General features: G+C 75.3%; 13 protein-coding genes, 5 tRNA genes and 1 pseudogene. 11 read left to right on the forward strand and 8 right to left on the reverse strand.

Features of this window, described 5'->3' with window-relative positions:
• Nucleotides 1-136: 136 nt before the first annotated feature.
• The 3 genes from cobT (at nucleotide 137) to AB0411_RS24900 (ending at nucleotide 6,616) form a co-directional block, all read left to right on the forward strand.
• Complete coding sequence (cobT, locus tag AB0411_RS24890) at nucleotides 137-4,348, forward strand: nicotinate-nucleotide--dimethylbenzimidazole phosphoribosyltransferase (protein ID WP_366419500.1); 4,212 nt, start codon at nucleotides 137-139, stop codon at nucleotides 4,346-4,348.
• 160 nt (nucleotides 4,349-4,508) lie between these two features.
• Nucleotides 4,509-5,747, forward strand: a complete 1,239-nt coding sequence (cobA, locus tag AB0411_RS24895; RefSeq protein WP_366419501.1) for a uroporphyrinogen-III C-methyltransferase — start codon at nucleotides 4,509-4,511, stop codon at nucleotides 5,745-5,747.
• A gap of 53 nt (nucleotides 5,748-5,800) precedes the next feature.
• Complete coding sequence (locus tag AB0411_RS24900) at nucleotides 5,801-6,616, forward strand: TrmH family RNA methyltransferase (RefSeq protein WP_366419502.1); 816 nt, start codon at nucleotides 5,801-5,803, stop codon at nucleotides 6,614-6,616.
• Nucleotides 6,617-6,752: 136 nt separating this feature from the next.
• Here AB0411_RS24900 and AB0411_RS24905 read toward each other — a convergent pair whose 3' ends face one another.
• Nucleotides 6,753-8,105: a serine/threonine-protein kinase gene (locus tag AB0411_RS24905; protein WP_366419503.1), complete on the reverse strand. Its 1,353-nt coding sequence runs from the start codon at nucleotides 8,103-8,105 to the stop codon at nucleotides 6,753-6,755.
• Nucleotides 8,106-8,705: 600 nt separating this feature from the next.
• Between AB0411_RS24905 and AB0411_RS24910 the strand changes: the two genes are divergently transcribed.
• The 3 genes and pseudogenes from AB0411_RS24910 to AB0411_RS24920 all read left to right on the forward strand — a co-directional run bounded on the left by AB0411_RS24910 (nucleotide 8,706) and on the right by AB0411_RS24920 (nucleotide 10,504).
• Nucleotides 8,706-8,915 carry a hypothetical protein gene (locus AB0411_RS24910; RefSeq protein ID WP_366419504.1) on the forward strand — a complete coding sequence of 70 codons (210 nt, stop codon included), beginning with the start codon at nucleotides 8,706-8,708 and terminating at the stop codon, nucleotides 8,913-8,915.
• Nucleotides 8,916-9,139: 224 nt separating this feature from the next.
• Complete coding sequence (locus AB0411_RS24915) at nucleotides 9,140-10,153, forward strand: phosphotransferase family protein (protein ID WP_366419505.1); 1,014 nt, start codon at nucleotides 9,140-9,142, stop codon at nucleotides 10,151-10,153.
• A gap of 73 nt (nucleotides 10,154-10,226) precedes the next feature.
• Nucleotides 10,227-10,504, forward strand: a pseudogene (locus AB0411_RS24920) (zf-TFIIB domain-containing protein).
• Nucleotides 10,505-10,567: 63 nt separating this feature from the next.
• Here the strand turns inward: AB0411_RS24920 and AB0411_RS24925 are convergent.
• The 5 genes from AB0411_RS24925 to AB0411_RS24945 all read right to left on the reverse strand — a co-directional run bounded on the left by AB0411_RS24925 (nucleotide 10,568) and on the right by AB0411_RS24945 (nucleotide 11,032).
• A tRNA-Val gene (locus AB0411_RS24925) sits at nucleotides 10,568-10,639 on the reverse strand.
• Between the two features lie 34 nt (nucleotides 10,640-10,673).
• A tRNA-Val gene (locus AB0411_RS24930) sits at nucleotides 10,674-10,745 on the reverse strand.
• Between the two features lie 32 nt (nucleotides 10,746-10,777).
• Nucleotides 10,778-10,849: transfer RNA gene (locus tag AB0411_RS24935), tRNA-Val, on the reverse strand.
• Between the two features lies 1 nt (nucleotide 10,850).
• Nucleotides 10,851-10,924 (reverse strand) — tRNA-Cys (locus tag AB0411_RS24940).
• 35 nt (nucleotides 10,925-10,959) lie between these two features.
• Nucleotides 10,960-11,032: transfer RNA gene (locus tag AB0411_RS24945), tRNA-Gly, on the reverse strand.
• Nucleotides 11,033-11,209: 177 nt separating this feature from the next.
• Here AB0411_RS24945 and AB0411_RS24950 point away from each other — a divergent pair.
• From AB0411_RS24950 to AB0411_RS24960, 3 genes are read left to right on the forward strand one after another with little or no spacing between them, the layout of a single operon-like run.
• Nucleotides 11,210-12,277, forward strand: a complete 1,068-nt coding sequence (locus AB0411_RS24950; protein ID WP_366419506.1) for a chorismate-binding protein — start codon at nucleotides 11,210-11,212, stop codon at nucleotides 12,275-12,277.
• Nucleotides 12,274-13,098 carry an aminotransferase class IV gene (locus AB0411_RS24955; protein WP_260637891.1) on the forward strand — a complete coding sequence of 275 codons (825 nt, stop codon included), beginning with the start codon at nucleotides 12,274-12,276 and terminating at the stop codon, nucleotides 13,096-13,098. Before AB0411_RS24950 ends, AB0411_RS24955 begins: the two co-directional genes overlap by 4 nt.
• 35 nt (nucleotides 13,099-13,133) lie before the next feature.
• The gene (locus tag AB0411_RS24960; RefSeq protein WP_366419507.1) at nucleotides 13,134-13,964 is read left to right on the forward strand and encodes a GNAT family N-acetyltransferase; all 831 of its coding nucleotides are present in this window, start codon (nucleotides 13,134-13,136) and stop codon (nucleotides 13,962-13,964) included.
• Between the two features lie 19 nt (nucleotides 13,965-13,983).
• Here the strand turns inward: AB0411_RS24960 and AB0411_RS24965 are convergent, their stop codons facing one another.
• Nucleotides 13,984-14,511, reverse strand: coding sequence for a DsbA family protein (locus AB0411_RS24965; RefSeq protein ID WP_366419508.1), 528 nt, complete (start codon nucleotides 14,509-14,511; stop codon nucleotides 13,984-13,986).
• Between the two features lie 192 nt (nucleotides 14,512-14,703).
• On the opposite strand from AB0411_RS24965, the gene AB0411_RS24970 reads away from it, so the two are divergent.
• Nucleotides 14,704-15,153 carry a hypothetical protein gene (locus AB0411_RS24970; protein WP_366419509.1) on the forward strand — a complete coding sequence of 150 codons (450 nt, stop codon included), beginning with the start codon at nucleotides 14,704-14,706 and terminating at the stop codon, nucleotides 15,151-15,153.
• Nucleotides 15,154-15,221: 68 nt separating this feature from the next.
• Nucleotides 15,222-15,377 (forward strand): hypothetical protein, encoded by a 156-nt coding sequence (locus AB0411_RS24975; protein ID WP_164993091.1) that lies wholly within the window; start codon nucleotides 15,222-15,224, stop codon nucleotides 15,375-15,377.
• 50 nt (nucleotides 15,378-15,427) lie between these two features.
• Here the strand turns inward: AB0411_RS24975 and AB0411_RS24980 are convergent, their stop codons facing one another.
• Nucleotides 15,428-15,997 (reverse strand): CGNR zinc finger domain-containing protein, encoded by a 570-nt coding sequence (locus tag AB0411_RS24980; RefSeq protein WP_366419510.1) that lies wholly within the window; start codon nucleotides 15,995-15,997, stop codon nucleotides 15,428-15,430.
• Nucleotides 15,998-16,205: the final 208 nt, after the last annotated feature.

Consider the following 16,205-nt stretch of genomic DNA (forward strand, 5'->3'; position numbering starts at 1 on the left):
CGAATATGAAGCTCTGGAGAGCGGACGTGCCGCGAGGCGTGCTCGCTCGTTCTAGCTATCGGGGCGTCGGCGCGCCCCGGTCGAGCGCGTCGCACGAGCGGTTGGAAGGAGCACTACCAATGGGCGAGGGGTACGCATGACCGACACCGGCCAGGTCCCGGGCGAGGGACAGCCGGAGAACGCAGGCGGACATCCCGGGCAGCCGCAACCGGCGGCCGCTCCCTCCCCTGCCGACGCCGGACCGACGGAGCTGCCGGGCCTGGTGCCCCCTCCCGGCGCATACCCCTACGTCGACCAGGCCGACGGCGTCGCCGAGGACGACGATCTGCTGCTGATGCCGGGCGCCCAGGGTGCCTGGAGCGAGCAGCCGGCCCCCCAGCCGCTCCCGCAGCCGCAGGAGCCCCACCCGGGCCAGTACCCCCAGCAGGCCGCGCCGTTCGACGCGGCCGCCCAGGGCGCCACCGGCTTCGAGCCGATGCCCGCCCCGGCCGGTGACCACGAGAGCGGCGGCCGGGACTCCGGTTCCGTCGACCTCAGCGCCGTCCGGATCCCGCAGCCCGCCGCACCGCAGCAGCAGAGCCGCGCCGCGGCGCCCGCCACCCCCCAGCGCCGTCCGCTGCACATGGGTCCGCCCGTCCCCGACCCGACCGGCGGAGTGGTCCGTTCGCTCGCCGACCGCGGACCGGCCGACGCGCCCGCCCAGCCCACCGCGCGGCACGCCGGACCGCCCACCGGCGGACCCGAGTACTTCGACGCCCCGGCCGGGGGCCCCGAGGCCACGTCCGGCGAGCAGCCGCCCGGCGCGGCCCTGCCGTACACCGAGCAGCCCTACGGCGAGGCGCCCGCGGCCGAGCAGGCCTTCGCGGCGCCGTCGTACGGTCAGCAGCCCTACGGCGAGCAGCCCTACGGCGGGCAGTTGTCCGCCGAGCAGACCTACGGGGCCGCGGGCCAGGGCCCGTTGCCCGGCCCGCAGCTCGGCGAGATCCCGTCGCAGGTGCCGTCGTGGGAGGAGGCCACCGCCCAGGCCGCGGCCTCGGCCCCGCTTGCAGAAACGGTCGCCCCCGAGGCGCCGGCCGCCCCTGCCGCCGAGGCGGCGCCCGTCCTGCCGGAGACGGCCCAGCCCGCCGAAGCGCTGCCTGCCGAGGCGCTGCCCGTCGAGCAGCCCCAGCCCATGCCGCTGCCGCCCGAGGGCGCGGCGGAGGCCGGCGACGGCGTGGCCGGCACGGGAACCCCCGAGGCCGGGCAGGACGCGCCGGCCGGGGAAGCGGCGGCGGAACAGCCGCAGGAGATGCCCGCGGACGCCCTGACCGATGCGGCCGTGGCCGGTCAGGACGGCGCGGCCGGGGCCGTTGAGGACGCCGCGCCTGTCGAGGCTGCCGAACTCGCCGAGGCGGCCGAGGCGGAAGCAGTGGTGCCGGAGGCCCCGGTGGCGGATGCCGCCGCGCCGGAGACGCCCGCCGTGGACGACTCCGCCGTGGAGGCCCAGCAGCCCGAGGCGGTCGCCGCCGAGAGCCCGCAGCAGCCCGTGGAGCAGGGCCTGCCCACCGAAGCCGAAGCTGAAGCCGAAGCTGTGGCCGACCCGGAGGCGCAGGCGCAGCCCGCCGCCACCCCGGCCCCCGTCGCGCCCGAAGCGGTCGGCCCGGCCGAGGAGCCCGCCGCCGCCCCGCCGGCCGACGCCCCCGCCGATCCCGCCCCGGCAGCGCAGGACGAGCAGCCCGCCGACCAGGGCCAGGGCGCCGATCCGGCCCCTGCCACCGACGAGGCCCAGCCGCAGCCCGAGACCGCAGCGCCCGAGACCGCAGCGCCCGAGGCGGTAGCACCTGACTCCGCCGCTGAGGCCACCGCGCCCGACTCCGCTGCTGAGGCCGCCGCGCCCGAGGCCGTCCCCGCCGAGGCCGGTACGGACGTCCCCGCGGCCGAGCCCGCCGCCGACCCGGCGCCCGTCGCCGTCTCCCCGGGCCCCGTCGCGCCGCCCGCCGACGAGACCGGCGCGCCCGTGGACCGGACGGACACGGAGCAGGCGGACACGGATCAGACCGTCATAGAGCCGCCCGAAGCGCAGGAACCGGCCGCCGGGCAGCCGCAGTCCGATGCCCCCGCGGACGCCGCCGGGCAGCAGACCGCACAGGCGCCCGCAGCGGAGGCCGCGCCACAGGACGCGGACGCCGCCGTCGAGGAACAGCCCGCAGCGGACGGCCCCGACGCCCCCGGCCGGCCGGAAGAGCCGACGGCCGAGGCGACCGCGGACACCGTCCCCGCCGCGGAGCCGGCGACCGACGAACCCGCGGAGCCCGCCACGACCGCGGAAGCCGCGGAGCCCGCCGCCCCCGCGGAGCCCGAGACCCCCGAGGGCCCGTCCGCCGACGCCCCGCCCGTGGCCGTCCACATCCCGGCCCAGGCCTCCGGCGAGCCGTCCCCCGTGGACGGCCCGGCCCCGCGCGCCGCGGCCGCCGAGCCCTCGACGGCCGGGCCGGCGCCCGACGCCCCCGCCGACGAGGCGCCCCACCAGCAGGACGTCGCCGAACTCGTCCAGCTCGGCGACGACCAGCCGCAGCCGGCCGGCGAGCAGCCCGACGGCGGCGACCCCACCGCGTCCGACGCGGCCGAGGCGGCGTCCCCGGCCGCCGGGTACGACGACTCCGAGCGCGCCGCCGTGCACCGCGTGATGCGCGAGCGCCGCGACATCCGCAACGGCTTCCGCGGCGACCCGATCCCCAACGAGGTGCTGCTGCGCGTCCTGGAGGCGGCCCACACCGCCCCCAGCGTCGGCCACTCGCAGCCCTGGGACTTCGTGGTCATCCGCTCGGACGAGACCCGCGAGAAGATGCACCAGCTCGCCATGCGGCAGCGCGAGGCGTACGCCAAGTCGCTGCCCAAGGCGCGCGCCAAGCAGTTCCGCGAGCTGAAGATCGAGGCGATCCTCGAAACGCCGGTGAACATCGTGGTCACCGCCGACTCCACCCGTGGCGGCCGGCACACCCTCGGCCGCCACACCCAGCCGCAGATGGCCCCGTACTCCTCCGCGCTCGCCGTCGAGAACCTCTGGCTCGCCGCCCGCGCCGAGGGCCTGGGCGTCGGCTGGGTCAGCTTCTTCGACGAGCGGGAGATGGTCCGCGAACTGGACCTGCCCGAGCACCTCGAAGTCGTCGCGTACCTGTGCATCGGCTACGTCGACGAGTTCCCCGAGGAGCCCGAGCTGCTGCAGGCCGGCTGGTCCAAGCGCCGCCCGCTGTCCTGGGTCGTCCACGAGGAGACCTACGGCCGGCGTGCGCTGCCCGGCGAGAGCCCGCACGACCTGCTCCAGGAGACCCTGCAGGGCATCCGCCCGCTGGACGCCAAGGCGCTCGGCGAGGCCTGGGAGCGGCAGAAGCGGATGACCAAGCCCGCCGGGGCACTCGGCATGCTGGAGATCATCTCCGCGCAGCTGTCCGGGCTGTCCCGCAAGTGCCCGCCGCCCATCCCGGAGCCCGCCGCCGTCGCGATCTTCGCAGGCGACCACGGCGTCCACGCCCAGGGCGTGACCCCCTGGCCCCAGGAGGTCACCGGCCAGATGGTCGCCAACTTCCTGGGCGGCGGCGCGGTCTGCAACGCCTTCGCCAACCAGGTCGGCGCCGAGGTCTGCGTCGTGGACGTCGGCGTCGCGAGCGACCTGCCCGCCACCCCGGGTCTGCTGCCCCGCAAGGTCCGCGCCGGCACCGCCGACTTCACGGCCGGCCCGGCGATGACCCAGGAGGAGGTGCTCAAGGCCATCGAGGTCGGCATCGACACCGCCCGAGACCTCGTCGCGGCCGGCAACAAGGCGCTGCTCACGGGCGAGATGGGCATCGCCAACACCACCACCTCCGCCGCGCTGATCTCCGTCTACACCGGCGTCGACCCGGTCGAGGTCACCGGCCGCGGCACCGGCATCAACGACGAGACGCACGCCCGCAAGGTCGATGTCGTCCGCCGCGCCCTGGAGCTCCACCAGCCCGACCCGGCCGACCCCATCGGCGTCCTCGCCGCGGTCGGCGGCCTGGAGCACGCCGCCCTCGTCGGCCTGATCCTCGGCGGCGCCTCGCTGCGCACGCCGGTGATCCTCGACGGGGTCAGCGCCGGCGCCGCCGCCCTGGTCGCCCGCGCCATCGCCCCCGAGGCGCTGGCCGCCTGCATCGCCGGACACCGCAGCGCCGAGCCGGGCCATGTCGCGGCCCTCAACAAGCTGGGCCTGCGCCCGCTGGTCGACCTCGATCTGCGCCTCGGCGAGGGCACCGGCGCGCTGCTCGCGCTGCCCGTGGTGCAGAGCGCCGCCCGCGCCATGCACGAGGTCGCCACCTTCGACTCGGCCGGAGTGACCGAGAAGACCTGATCAGGCCCGACCTCCGCATGACCCCCGGCCCGCAGCCCCATAGGCTGTGGGCCGGGGCCGTACTTCCGCCCCGGGCCGTCCCCCGCACCAGCCGCTCCAGAGCCGCAGCGGCTGCGCCGGCCGCCGAACCCGCAGCATCCGCACAAGGAGCCGTACCGCCATGGCTGAGCACGCCGCCGAACACGCCGCCTACCCCGTCGGACTGCGGCTGTCCGGCCGCCGGGTGGTCGTCCTGGGCGCCGGGCAGGTCGCCCAGCGCCGGCTCCCGTCCCTCGTCGCCGCGGGCGCCGACGTCCTGCTGATCTCCCCGTCCGCCACCCCGTCCGTCGAGGCGATGGCCGACGCCGGCGAGGTCCGCTGGGAGCGCCGCCGCTACCGGGACGGCGACCTCGACGGCGCCTGGTACGCGCTGATCTCCACCGACGACCCGGAGGCCAACGCCGCCGCGTCCCGGGAGGCCGAGGACCGCCGGGTGTGGTGCGTACGCTCCGACGACGCCGAGGCGGCCACCGCCTGGACCCCGGCCACCGGCCGCAGCGAGGGCGTCACCGTCGCCGTTCTCACCGGCCGCGACCCGCGCCGCTCCGCCGCCGTACGCGACGCCATCGTCGAGGGGCTGCGCGACGGCAGCCTCGCCGCCCCGCACCACCGCCGCCCGCACACCCCGGGCGTGGCGCTGGTCGGCGGCGGCCCCGGCGACCCCGACCTGATCACCGTCCGCGGCCGCCGGCTGCTCGCCGAGGCCGACGTCGTGATCGCCGACCGGCTCGGCCCCCGCGACCTGCTCGCCGAACTCCCGCCGCATGTCGAGGTCATCGACGCCGCGAAGATCCCCTACGGCCGGTTCATGGCCCAGGAGGCCATCAACAACGCGCTGATCGAGCACGCCAAGGCCGGCAAGGCCGTGGTCCGGCTCAAGGGCGGCGACCCGTTCGTCTTCGGCCGCGGCATGGAGGAGGCCCAGGCGCTCGCGGAGGCCGGCATCCCCTGCACCGTCGTCCCCGGCATCTCCAGCACCATCTCGGTGCCCGGCGCCGCCGGCATCCCCGTCACCCACCGCGGTGTCGCCCACGAGTTCACCGTCGTCAGCGGCCATGTCGCCCCCGACGACGCGCGCTCGCTCGTGGACTGGCCGTCGCTCGCCAAGCTGCGCGGCACCCTCGTGGTCCTGATGGGCGTCGAGAACAGCGGCGCCATCGCCGCCAAGCTGATCGAGCACGGCCGCGCCGCCGAAACTCCGGCCGCCGTCATCCAAGAGGGGACCACCGCCGCCCAGCGCCGGGTCGACGCCACCCTCGCGACCCTCGGCGAGACCGTACGGGCCGAGGGCGTGCGCCCCCCGGCCGTCATCGTCATCGGCGACGTCGTCGCCGTGGCGGCCGCGCCCACCCACACGTAACCGATCCCGTACGCGGTATGTGATCCCCGACTCCGACAAGGCACTCTCTCCCCGTGGCAGAAATCATCACCGTCGACGACCCGGACGACCCGCGGCTGGCCGACTACACCGGCCTGACCGACGTCGAACTGCGGCGCCGGCGCGAGCCCGCGGAAGGGCTCTTCATCGCCGAGGGCGAGAAGGTCATCCGGCGCGCCCGGCACGCCGGCTACGCGATGCGCTCCATGCTGCTCTCGGCCAAGTGGGTCGACGTCATGCGCGATGTGATCGACGAGGTCCCGGCACCGGTCTACGCCGTCAGCCCCGCCCTCGCCGAGCGGGTGACGGGCTACCACGTGCACCGCGGCGCACTGGCGTCCATGCAGCGCAAGCCGCTGCCGGACGCCACCGAACTCCTCGCCGGCACCCGGCGCATCGTCGTCATGGAAGCGGTCAACGACCACACCAACATCGGCGCGATCTTCCGCAGCGCGGCGGCCCTCGGCATGGACGCGGTGCTGCTCTCCCCGGACTGCGCCGATCCGCTCTACCGCCGCTCGGTGAAGGTCTCGATGGGCGCGGTGTTCTCGGTGCCGTACGCGCGCCTGGAGAGCTGGCCCCGGGACCTGGCCGCCGTGCGGGAAGCGGGCTTCAAGCTGCTCGCCCTCACCCCGGCCGAGCAGGCCACCGGCATCGACGAGGCCGCGGTGCACCGCCTGGAGCGCGCCGCGCTGATGCTGGGCGCGGAGGGCGGTGGTCTGAGCACCGGCGCCCTGCGGGCCGCCGACGAATGGGTCCGCATCCCGATGGCGCACGGCGTGGACTCGCTCAACGTCGGAGCGGCCGCCGCGGTGGCGTTCTACGCGGTGGCGGCGGGCCGGCCGGCGTAGGTCGCGCCCTGTGCCGGAGCACGGGACCGCCCTCCGCGCTCCACCGAAGGCCCGTTCCCGCCCGGCAGGTTCCTCCCCGGGCGGGAATGCCACCCCGCCCCACCGAGTTGAGGCTTCGCAGGGGCCCTCCGCACCCCTAGGGGTTCCGTTCCTCCACGCCGTAGGGCATGCCCACCGCCGAGGCAGGGGCGTCCGGCACCGACTGCTGCACGCCCAGCCCATGGGTGGCCGGCCCCTGGCACCCCTGAGCGGCCGCGATACCGAGCGCCACCAGCAGCGTCACCACCACGAACACGATGACGCGCTGGCGCAGCAGCCGGCGGTCGGGTCCTGGCCGGCGCCCGCCCGACGTCGTACGCACCGGGGTGCGCGTCCCGCTGCGGCCGGGCGGCCCGGCGCCCGGGACGCGCCGCGCGGTGCGCCCGCCGGGCCGCCGGGGGTTCCTCCCCGCCGCCGAGGCCGGGCCGGACGGCCGTGCGTCCCGCGGCGCCGGGGGCCGGGAGGGGTGCGGACGCGGCGAGGAGGTGCCGGCCGTCCCCCGCTCGGTGCGCTGGCGCGCGTACTCCTCGGCCCGCTGTCCGGTCGGCCGGTCCGCGGGACGGCGTTCCCCGCGCTCCCAACCGGCCCCGGCACCGGCCCCGTTCTCCAGCAGCCCGCCCGACGGGCCGTGCGCCTCACGGGCCGCGATCTCCTTGAGGCGCAGTGACAGCGACAGCGTGCTGGGACGGTCCGCCGGATCCTTGGCCAGGCACGAGGCGAGCAGCGGCGCCAAGGCGTCCGGCACCCCGGCGAGCTGTGCTTCCTCGTGGACCACGCGGTAGAGCATGACCTCCGAACTTCCCTGCCCGAAGGGGGAGTCCGCGGTACAGGCGTAGGCGAGGGTGGCGCCCAGCGCGAAGATGTCCGTGGCCGGTGTCACCGCGGCCCCGCGCACCTGCTCCGGCGCCAGGAAGCCCGGTGAGCCGACCGCCGTGCCGACATGGGTCAGGGTGCTGGCGCCGGTCGCCCAGGCGATACCGAAGTCGATGATCCGCGGGCCCTTGGGCGACAGCAGGATGTTGGACGGCTTCAGGTCGCGGTGCACCACGCCCGCGTCATGGACGGCCAACAGGCCCTCGGAGAGCGCGGCGCCGACCGAGGCGACCTGCGCGGGCGACAGCGGGCCCTCCTCGTTGACCTTGTCGTGCAGCGACGGCCCCGGGACGTACTGGGTGGCGAACCAGGGGCGGTCCGCGTCGAGATCGGCCGCGACCAGCCGGGCCGTACAGCCGCCGCGGATCCGCCGGGCGGCCGAGACCTCCCGCGCGAACCGCGAGCGGAATTCCTGATCCTCCGCCAGGTCCGGGCGGATCACCTTGAGGGCCACCCGCTGCCCGCGCTTGTCCGAGCCGAGGTAGACCACACCCATCCCGCCCGCGCCGAGCCGGCGGTGCAGCCGGAACGTCCCGACGACACGCGGGTCCTCGCGTCGGAGCCGCATCATCGCCATGTCCGTCCCCTACCTGCGGTGGGGAGCCCCCTCCGCTGCCAACCGTCTGACGTGGCACAGCTTACGGATTGACGGCTCGCTGTGCTGAGAGGCCGCGCATGCGTCGGCGGCCGGATTGCCGGTGGCGGGGTGCGATTCCCCGAGCGCGGGAGGAAAAACCGGCCGCCGGGCATCCCGCCGTCCCCCAGGGGACCCAATGATCCGCCGCAGAAGGGGGATTGGCGGGATGAAGGGGGATCCGGGCGGGTTGGCGGCGGATGCCGGGGATGCGGCCAAGGGGCGGAAAGCGAGGGTGGGCGCGGGGGCGGGACGGCGGGGCACGGGGGAGCGCCCGACGTGAGCGAGGTCACCCTCAGGAGTGCGCAGGCCGAGGAAGCGCGGCGGTCCCCCCTGGGGGAGACCCCCTATGGGCCGGAGGCTCTCTCCACCCAGGGGAGTACGCGGGGCCGGGACCCCTCATCCTCCTGGAGGCCGACCAATCGGTACGACGGCATGACGCCCGCCGCCCACCGCATGCCTACTGTGGTTACCAGCGGCGGGCGCAGCACTCGTCCCCCGAGGTCAGACGCCCGCCGCCCCAGTCACGACGGGAGCGGGACGATGACGGAGACCTCAGGGCGGACGGCCCTTCGGGCGCAGGGGCGGCGAGTCGCCGCGGCGCTCGGCGGCCGGCAGCCCTCCGGCACCCGCCATCCCCTTGTCGCGGTGGCCATCGTGCTGCCGCTGGCGAGCGTTCTCGCCGTGGTCTTCGGCGGCTGGGAGGCCGTCATCACACAGGCGTCGTCCGTGGTCGGAATGCTGGGGCGCTGAGCGGCGCCCCGGTCCCGGGAGAGCGGCCCGGGACGGGACCTCCGGCGGAATACCCCGTGGGGACGGGGGTGCGGCGGACGGCACGAGGGCCGGGCATCTGGGGAGATGCCCGGCCATCGGGCTTTCCCGGCCCGCCCGCGGCGCGCGTACGATCCCCTCCGGGCCGCCCGCGGCCCGCACCACCGCCCACGGCGCGACCGGCCCGCGCAGGACTCGGGGGAACGATGACCACCGCACTCCTCGCCCGCCTGGCCGCCCTCTCCGCGCCGCCGGGCCGGCCGGACGCACCGGCCACCGCCCCCGAGGTGCTCGCCGACCGCCCCGACGGCACCGTCGTCCGCAGCGGCCCCACGGTCGCCAAGGCGCACGCCCCCGACGCCGACCCCGAGGCCCTGGCCGCCCGGCTCCGGATCGCCGCCCACCCCCTCCTGCACGGCATCCTGCTGCCCCCGCTCCCGGTCACCGCCCCCGACGGCCTCCTCACCCTCACCGAGGACGGCCGCGCCCTCACCCGCTGGCCCTACGGCGGCCCGGTCCCGCCCGACGATCCCGACGCCGTGCCCTGGGAGGACGCCGCCCGCCTGCTGGCCCGCCTCCACACCGTCGACCCGCGCCAACTGCCCGGCCCCGTACCGCCGATGCGCGGCCCCGCCAAGGCCGCCCGCGCCCTGGCCCGTCTGCGCGCCGCCCTGGCCCCCGCCGGCGGCCCGCCGTCCGCACCCCGGCCCGGCACCGGACCGCTGCCCGCGGCGGCCGCCGCCGTCGAGCGCGCCTGGTCCCTGCTGCCGCCGTGGGCCCGGGACGTCGCCCCGCCGCCGGGCACCGCCACCCTCTGCCACGGCGACCTGCACCTGGGCCAGCTCGTCCGCCACCCGGCCGCCGGCGGCCCCTGGCTCCTCATCGACATCGACGACCTCGGCACGGGCGACGGCGCCTGGGACCTGGCCCGCCCCGCCGCATGGTTCGCCACCGGCCTGCTCGCCCCGGACCTGTGGACCCGCTTCCTCACCGCCTACCGCGCCGCCGGCGGCCCCGCCGTCCGCCCCTCCGGCGATCCCTGGCCCGAGCTGGAGGTCCCGGCCCGCGCCCTGACCGTGCAGACCGCCGCGCTGGCCGTCGCCAAGGCCGCCACCGCCGGCCGGCCGCTGGACGAGGTCGAGGAGGCGGTCGTCGGCGCCTGTGCCCGGATGACGTCCCTGCCGGACCAGTTGGCGCCCGCCCGCCCGGACGTAGGGTGAACACCTCGTCGCCGGGAGGCCGTTCCGGCGGCGCCCCGCCGAACCGTGACGGACGACAGGAGCTGAGCCGACGATGCAGTGCCCCAAGTGCCATGCGCCGATGCACACATACCAACGCAACGGCGTCCAGATAGAACAGTGCGCCGGCTGCCGGGGGATCTTCCTGGACTACGGGGAGCTGGAGGCGCTGACCCGTCTCGAGTCGCAGTGGTCCCAGCAGGCGCCGCCGCCCGCCCCGCAGGCCTACCCCGCCGCCCCCGCCTGGGGAGCCCCGCACCAGGGCACCACGGCCACCATGGACACCACGGCCATCACCACCGCGGCTTCGGCCACATGCTCTTCTCGTCCTGACCGCACGCGTCCCGGACGACGACCGAGGGCCGGAGCGATTGCTCCGGCCCTCGGTACCAGGTGTGGACGATACTGGGATTGAACCAGTGACCTCTTCCGTGTCAGGGAAGCGCTCTCCCGCTGAGCTAATCGTCCTCGGGACCGCGGATCATGAAGATCCGCAGCTGCGTGCGCGATACTGGGATTGAACCAGTGACCTCTTCCGTGTCAGGGAAGCGCTCTCCCGCTGAGCTAATCGCGCGGGGTCGGACACCCCGTTTCCGGGGGATCCAGTGGACGATACTGGGATTGAACCAGTGACCTCTTCCGTGTCAGGGAAGCGCTCTCCCGCTGAGCTAATCGTCCTTGGAGGTGGAGACGGGATTTGAACCCGTGTAGACGGCTTTGCAGGCCGTTGCCTCGCCTCTCGGCCACTCCACCAGGAGTGAGGGGGTTCGGGAAGATCCCCCACATCGAGCGGACGACGAGACTCGAACTCGCGACATCCACCTTGGCAAGGTGGTGCTCTACCAACTGAGCTACGTCCGCAGGTGTCTCTCCCAGACTACGTCCGGGAGCTACGTGTCCTCCGGGGCGCTTGCGCGTCCCGGCGACGTGTTGAACTCTAGCGGATTCCGGGGCCAGTACAAAAACGCGTTTGTGCAGCGTGCTGCGCTGCTCGCTCGGCACAGGCAGGGTCGGGGCCGCCGCCATAGACTCGCTGACGTGCACGACTTCGCTCCGATGGCACGCTTCGGCGGCCTGATAGCCACCGACCTGCTGGATGTGACCAGCGATCCCGCGGCCCTGGACTCCACGGGCTGGTGGGCCGTGGCCGCCGATTTCGAGGGCAAGGTGGTCTGCGCCCGCTTCGGCGACGTACGGCCCGCCACCGCGGCGGACGCTCCCGCCCCCGACGGCTGGCGCGGCCCCGCCCCCGGCGCCTGGACCAGCTCCCTGGACCGCGACGCCTATACCGGCGGCGTACGGCGCGTCCGTGAACACATCGCGGCCGGCGACGTCTACCAGGTGAACCTCTGCCGGGTGCTGACCGCGCCGCTGCCCGACCCCGTCCGCACCGACGTGGACGCCCTGTCCGCGGTGCTGGCCCGGGGCAACCCGGCGCCGCACGCGGGCACGATCCGGCTGCCCGGCCACGGCGTGGAGATCGCCAGTGCCTCGCCGGAGCTGTATCTGCGGCGCGAGGACCGCACCGTCGCGTCCGGCCCGATCAAGGGCACCGGCCGGACCGCGGCGGACCTCTCGGCGAAGGACCGGGCGGAGAACGTGATGATCGTGGACCTGGTCCGCAACGATCTCGGCCGGGTCTGTGCCACCGGCACGGTCACCGTCCCGGCACTGTGCGCCGTCGAGGAGCACCCCGGCCTGGTCCACCTCGTCTCCACCGTGTGCGGGGAGCTGGACGGGGCGAACGAGAAGACCGCCTGGGCGGATCTGCTGGACGCCACCTTCCCGCCCGGGTCGGTCACCGGTGCCCCCAAGTCCAGCGCGCTGCGGATCATCGGCGAGCTGGAGACCGCGCCCCGCGGCCCGTACTGCGGAGGCATCGGCTGGGTCGACGCGGACCGCCGCACCGGCGAGCTCGCGGTCGGCATCCGTACGTTCTGGATCGACCGCACTCCGCCCGCCGGCCCCGTGCTCCGCTTCGGCGCCGGCGCCGGGATCATCTGGGACTCCGATCCGGAGCGGGAGTGGGCCGAGACCGAGTTGAAGGCGCGCAGGCTGCTCGCGGTAGCGTCGGGCCTGCACGAGGCGACTGGAGGGAAACGATGAAGATCTGGCTCAACGGAGGCCTGCAGGACGCCGAGGGCGCCCGGGTCTCGGTCTTCGACCACGGCCTGACGGTCGGCGACGGAGTCTTCGAAACCATCAAGGCCGAGCACGGCCGTGCCTTCGCCCTCACCCGCCACCTGGAGCGCCTGACCACCTCCGCCCGCGGGCTGGGGCTGCCCGACCCCGACCTCGACGAGGTGCGGCGCGGCTGCGCGGCGGTCCTCGACGCCAACCCGATGGCCCTGGGCCGGCTGCGGCTCACCTACACCGGCGGTGTCTCACCGCTCGGCTCGGACCGCGGCGACGCCGGCCCCACGCTGGTCATCGCGCTCTCCGAGACCCAGCGCCGCCCCGACGCCACCGCCGCCGTCACCGTCCCGTGGACCCGCAACGAGCGCGGGGCCCTCGCCGGCCTGAAGACCACGTCGTACGGCGAGAACGTCGTCGCACTGGCGCGTGCCCGTGAACGGGACGCCTCCGAGGCGCTGTTCGCCAACACGGTCGGCGCGCTCTGCGAGGGCACCGGCTCCAACGTCTTCGTCGTCCTCGACGGCGAACTGCACACGCCGCCGCTGCACTCCGGCTGTCTGGCGGGCATCACCCGCGCCCTGACCGTCGCCTGGGCGGGCGCCAAGGAGACCGACCTGCCGCTGGACGCCCTGGAGCGGGCAGAGGAGATCTTCCTGACCTCCACCCTGCGCGACGTCCAGGCCGTGACCCGCATCGACGACCGGCAACTCGCCGACGGCCCCGGCCCGGTGACCGCGGAAGCCATGCGGATCTTCGACGAGCAGTCCGCAGCCGACTTCGATCCGCGGTGATGACGGGCCCGCGCACGGGCGAGTAGAAAGTCCTCGTGACCACTACGCTGCGCCCCGCGGGACCCGAAGAGCGACACGACGACGGGCGCCGCGCCCGCCCGTACGACATCTGCGTCAACAGCCGCCGGGTCGGCGGGATCCGGCTGGCGACGGACGCCCGGTTCGGCCCGGCCGCGGGCCGGATCGCGGAGCTGACCGTCGAGGCGCCGGACCGGCACCGCGGCCGCGCCACGGTCGCCGCGCTCGCCGCCGAGGAAGTGCTGCGCGGCTGGGGCTGCCGGCAGATCGAGGTGACCGTCCCCGCCGACGCGGAGGCCGCCGCCCGGCTCGCCGCGGCGCTGGGCTACACCGAGCGCAGCCGCATGATGAGCAAGACCCTCGTCGCTCCGCCCCGGCTGCCCGAGGGCAGCGGCGACCGCGCGCTGAGCGAGGCGGAGTACCCCGCCTGGCGGGACGCCGCGCTCGCCGAGCACCTCCGGACGCAGCTGGGCCAGGGCATGCCGCGCGCCCGCGCGGAGGAGCTCTCGGCCGCGGGCCACCGCGCCCTGCTGCCGGAGGGCCCGGACACGCCCGACCAGGCGCTGCGCGTCCTGACGCACCGCGGCGCGGACGTCGGCAGCATCTGGGTCGCCCTGCGGATGCCGGAGCAGCCGGGCGGCTATGTCGTCGATGTGCGGGTCGCGCCCGCCCACCGCGGGCAGGGCCACGGCCGCACCCTGATGCTGGTCGCCGAGCGCGAGAGCCTCGCCGCCGGCCACACCACCCTCGGCCTGAACGTCTACGCGGACAATGCGCCGGCCCTCGGCCTCTACACCTCGCTGGGCTACCGGCCCACCGGCTACCAGCTGTGGAAGCCGATCCGGTAGCCCGGCCGCGCGGCCCGGCTCAGTCCTGCCCGGCGAGCAGCCGGTCGGCGATCTCCTCGATACGGGCCCGCAGCCCCTCCTGGCTCGTGCCGCCGTCCAGCCGCTCGCCGCCGATCACATACGTCGGGGTCCCGGTCACCCCGATCGCCTTGCCCTCGGCCTGGTCCGCGTCGACGATCAGCAGGTGCCGCCCGTCGATCAGCGCGGTGTCCAGCTCCTCGGCGTCCAGCCCCAGCTCGCCGGCGACCTCCAGCAGCAGCTTCTCGCCGCGCGCGCCGAGCTCCTCGCTGCGGGCCAGCACCGCCTCGATGTACGGCCAGCCCTGCCCCTGCTCGGTGGCCTCCTCGGCGGCCTGCGCGGCGACGTAGGCGTGCCGGTGTTTGGGGAGCGGGAAGTGGCGCAGGCGGATGTCCAGCCGGTCGCCGTAGCGTGCCCGCAGCGCCCTGAGGTCCTCCAGGGCGGCATGGCAGTCCGGGCACTGCAGTTCGCACCACACGTCCAGAACGGGGCGGTCGGGACGGGCGGCGGAGGTGGTGGCGTCGTTCATGGGAGCCAGTCTTCCAGCCCGCCGCCCGCGCGCGCCCGGAGGTACCCCCGCCGTCCGATCCACGACCTGCGGAGGAGCGCAACCCCGAGATGTCCCTGAGCCCGTACCGGAACATGGCCCGGGCCCGGGCGGACAAGGCAGGATGGAAGGGAGCAGAGCGCCTGCTCGCCCTTCCATCGGCAGGAGGACCGGATGCTCACCTCGACCGTCTGCGCCGCGGTGTCGGCAGCGGGCCTGGGCATCGCCGCGCTGACGGCGTACCGCAAGCGGTTCCTGGCCGCGACCCGCATCGCCGCCTTTTCCCTGATTCCCATCGGCCTGGTGATGACGGGCGTCATCGACTGGGTCACCAACATCGTCTTCAAGCCCACGGTCTGGGCCGGTTTCGGGGTGCTCGCGCTCTCCGCCGTGCTGTTCATGATCAGCAGGGGAGTGGAGCGCCGCAGGGGCGGGATCGGCAGCCGCAAGGAGCGCCGGGCCGCGACGGCCGGCCGGTCCGACGCGGTGGCCCCGGCCGCCTCCGCGCCCTCCCTCGGCGCCGCGCAGCAGGCGCCCAAGGGCAAGGCCGCCCAGGGCAAGGGCGGTGCACCCAAGGATGACTTCTCGGACATCGAAGCGATCCTGAAAAAGCACGGGATCTGATGAACTACCGCTGCTGAGGCGCTGATCGGACGCACGGGGCCGATCGGCTGGGTCATGATGCGCGCGAGATGAACGATGAGTGCGCCCTCGCCCAAGACGACGCCCCGTCCCCCGAACCCCGCGGTTGCCTGTTCGCGCTGTCCCAGCCGCCGCTGATGCTCTTCCTCGCCGTCATCGGCTTCCTGCTCCTCCTCGGGGCGGTGAACGACCTCTTCCTCCTGTGAGGCCGCCCGCTGCCGCCGATGCGCGCCCCGCCGGGGCGCCGGCCGGGGGCTCAGCCCGCCGACGCCTCCCGCCGCCGGGCCCGGTAGGCAGCGACATGCAGCCGGTTTCCGCAGGTGCGGCTGTCGCAGTAGCGCCGGGAGCGGTTGCGCGAGAGGTCGACGAAGGCGTGCCGGCAGTCCGGCGCCTCGCAGCGCCGCAGCCGTTCGCGCTCGCCGGCGACGAGGATGAAGGCCAGCGCCATCCCGCCGTCCGCGGCCAGATGCTCGGCGACCGACGCGCCCGGCGCGAAGTAGTGGACGTGCCAGTCGTACCCGTCGTGATCGGTCAGCTGCGGTGTGGTGCCCGCCGAGGCGACCAGCGAGTTCAGCTGTTCGGCCGCGCCGCGGTCGTCCTCGGCCGCGAAGATCCGCGCGAACCGGGCGCGGACGGACCGTACGGCCGCCAGGTCGCCGGCGCCGAGGGCCCCCACGTCGCTGACGTCATGGAGCCGGACGAAGTCTTCAAGGGCCGCGAGGTCGGTCAGGCTGTCCGGCGCCCCGGGCGCGTCGCCCTCCGGAGCGGTGTTCAGCAGGTCGACCACCGCGTCCAGCGCGCACCGGGTGTCATGGCTGATCATCACGGTTCCGCTCCCTGGCAGGGTGGGGCCGGACGGGTACCGTCCCCGGTGTCGTTGCCGAATGGTCGCCGACTCTAGCGCCTGGAACAAGCTTCAGCGCCGACTCCGCGGTGGGTCCGCGGCGACGACGCCGAAGTGTGCCGTATGAACTTGTCGGTCCTGCGCCGTCTCCCCGAGTCGGACGGACGCAAGTGTGAGCGGGTGGGTGCTT

Source organism: Streptomyces angustmyceticus (assembly GCF_040701845.1).
GTDB classification, from domain to species: Bacteria; Actinomycetota; Actinomycetes; order Streptomycetales; family Streptomycetaceae; genus Streptomyces; species Streptomyces angustmyceticus_A.

Coding starts and splice junctions, on each gene's coding strand:
- cobT (WP_366419500.1), top strand. CDS start 137: ATGACCGACACCGGCCAGGTCCCGGGCGAGGGACAGCCGGAGAACGCA.
- cobA (WP_366419501.1), top strand. CDS start 4,509: ATGGCTGAGCACGCCGCCGAACACGCCGCCTACCCCGTCGGACTGCGG.
- AB0411_RS24905 (WP_366419503.1), bottom strand. CDS start 8,105: ATGGCGATGATGCGGCTCCGACGCGAGGACCCGCGTGTCGTCGGGACG.
- AB0411_RS24910 (WP_366419504.1), top strand. CDS start 8,706: ATGACGGAGACCTCAGGGCGGACGGCCCTTCGGGCGCAGGGGCGGCGA.
- AB0411_RS24915 (WP_366419505.1), top strand. CDS start 9,140: ATGACCACCGCACTCCTCGCCCGCCTGGCCGCCCTCTCCGCGCCGCCG.
- AB0411_RS24955 (WP_260637891.1), top strand. CDS start 12,274: ATGAAGATCTGGCTCAACGGAGGCCTGCAGGACGCCGAGGGCGCCCGG.
- AB0411_RS24965 (WP_366419508.1), bottom strand. CDS start 14,511: ATGAACGACGCCACCACCTCCGCCGCCCGTCCCGACCGCCCCGTTCTG.
- AB0411_RS24970 (WP_366419509.1), top strand. CDS start 14,704: ATGCTCACCTCGACCGTCTGCGCCGCGGTGTCGGCAGCGGGCCTGGGC.
- AB0411_RS24975 (WP_164993091.1), top strand. CDS start 15,222: ATGAACGATGAGTGCGCCCTCGCCCAAGACGACGCCCCGTCCCCCGAA.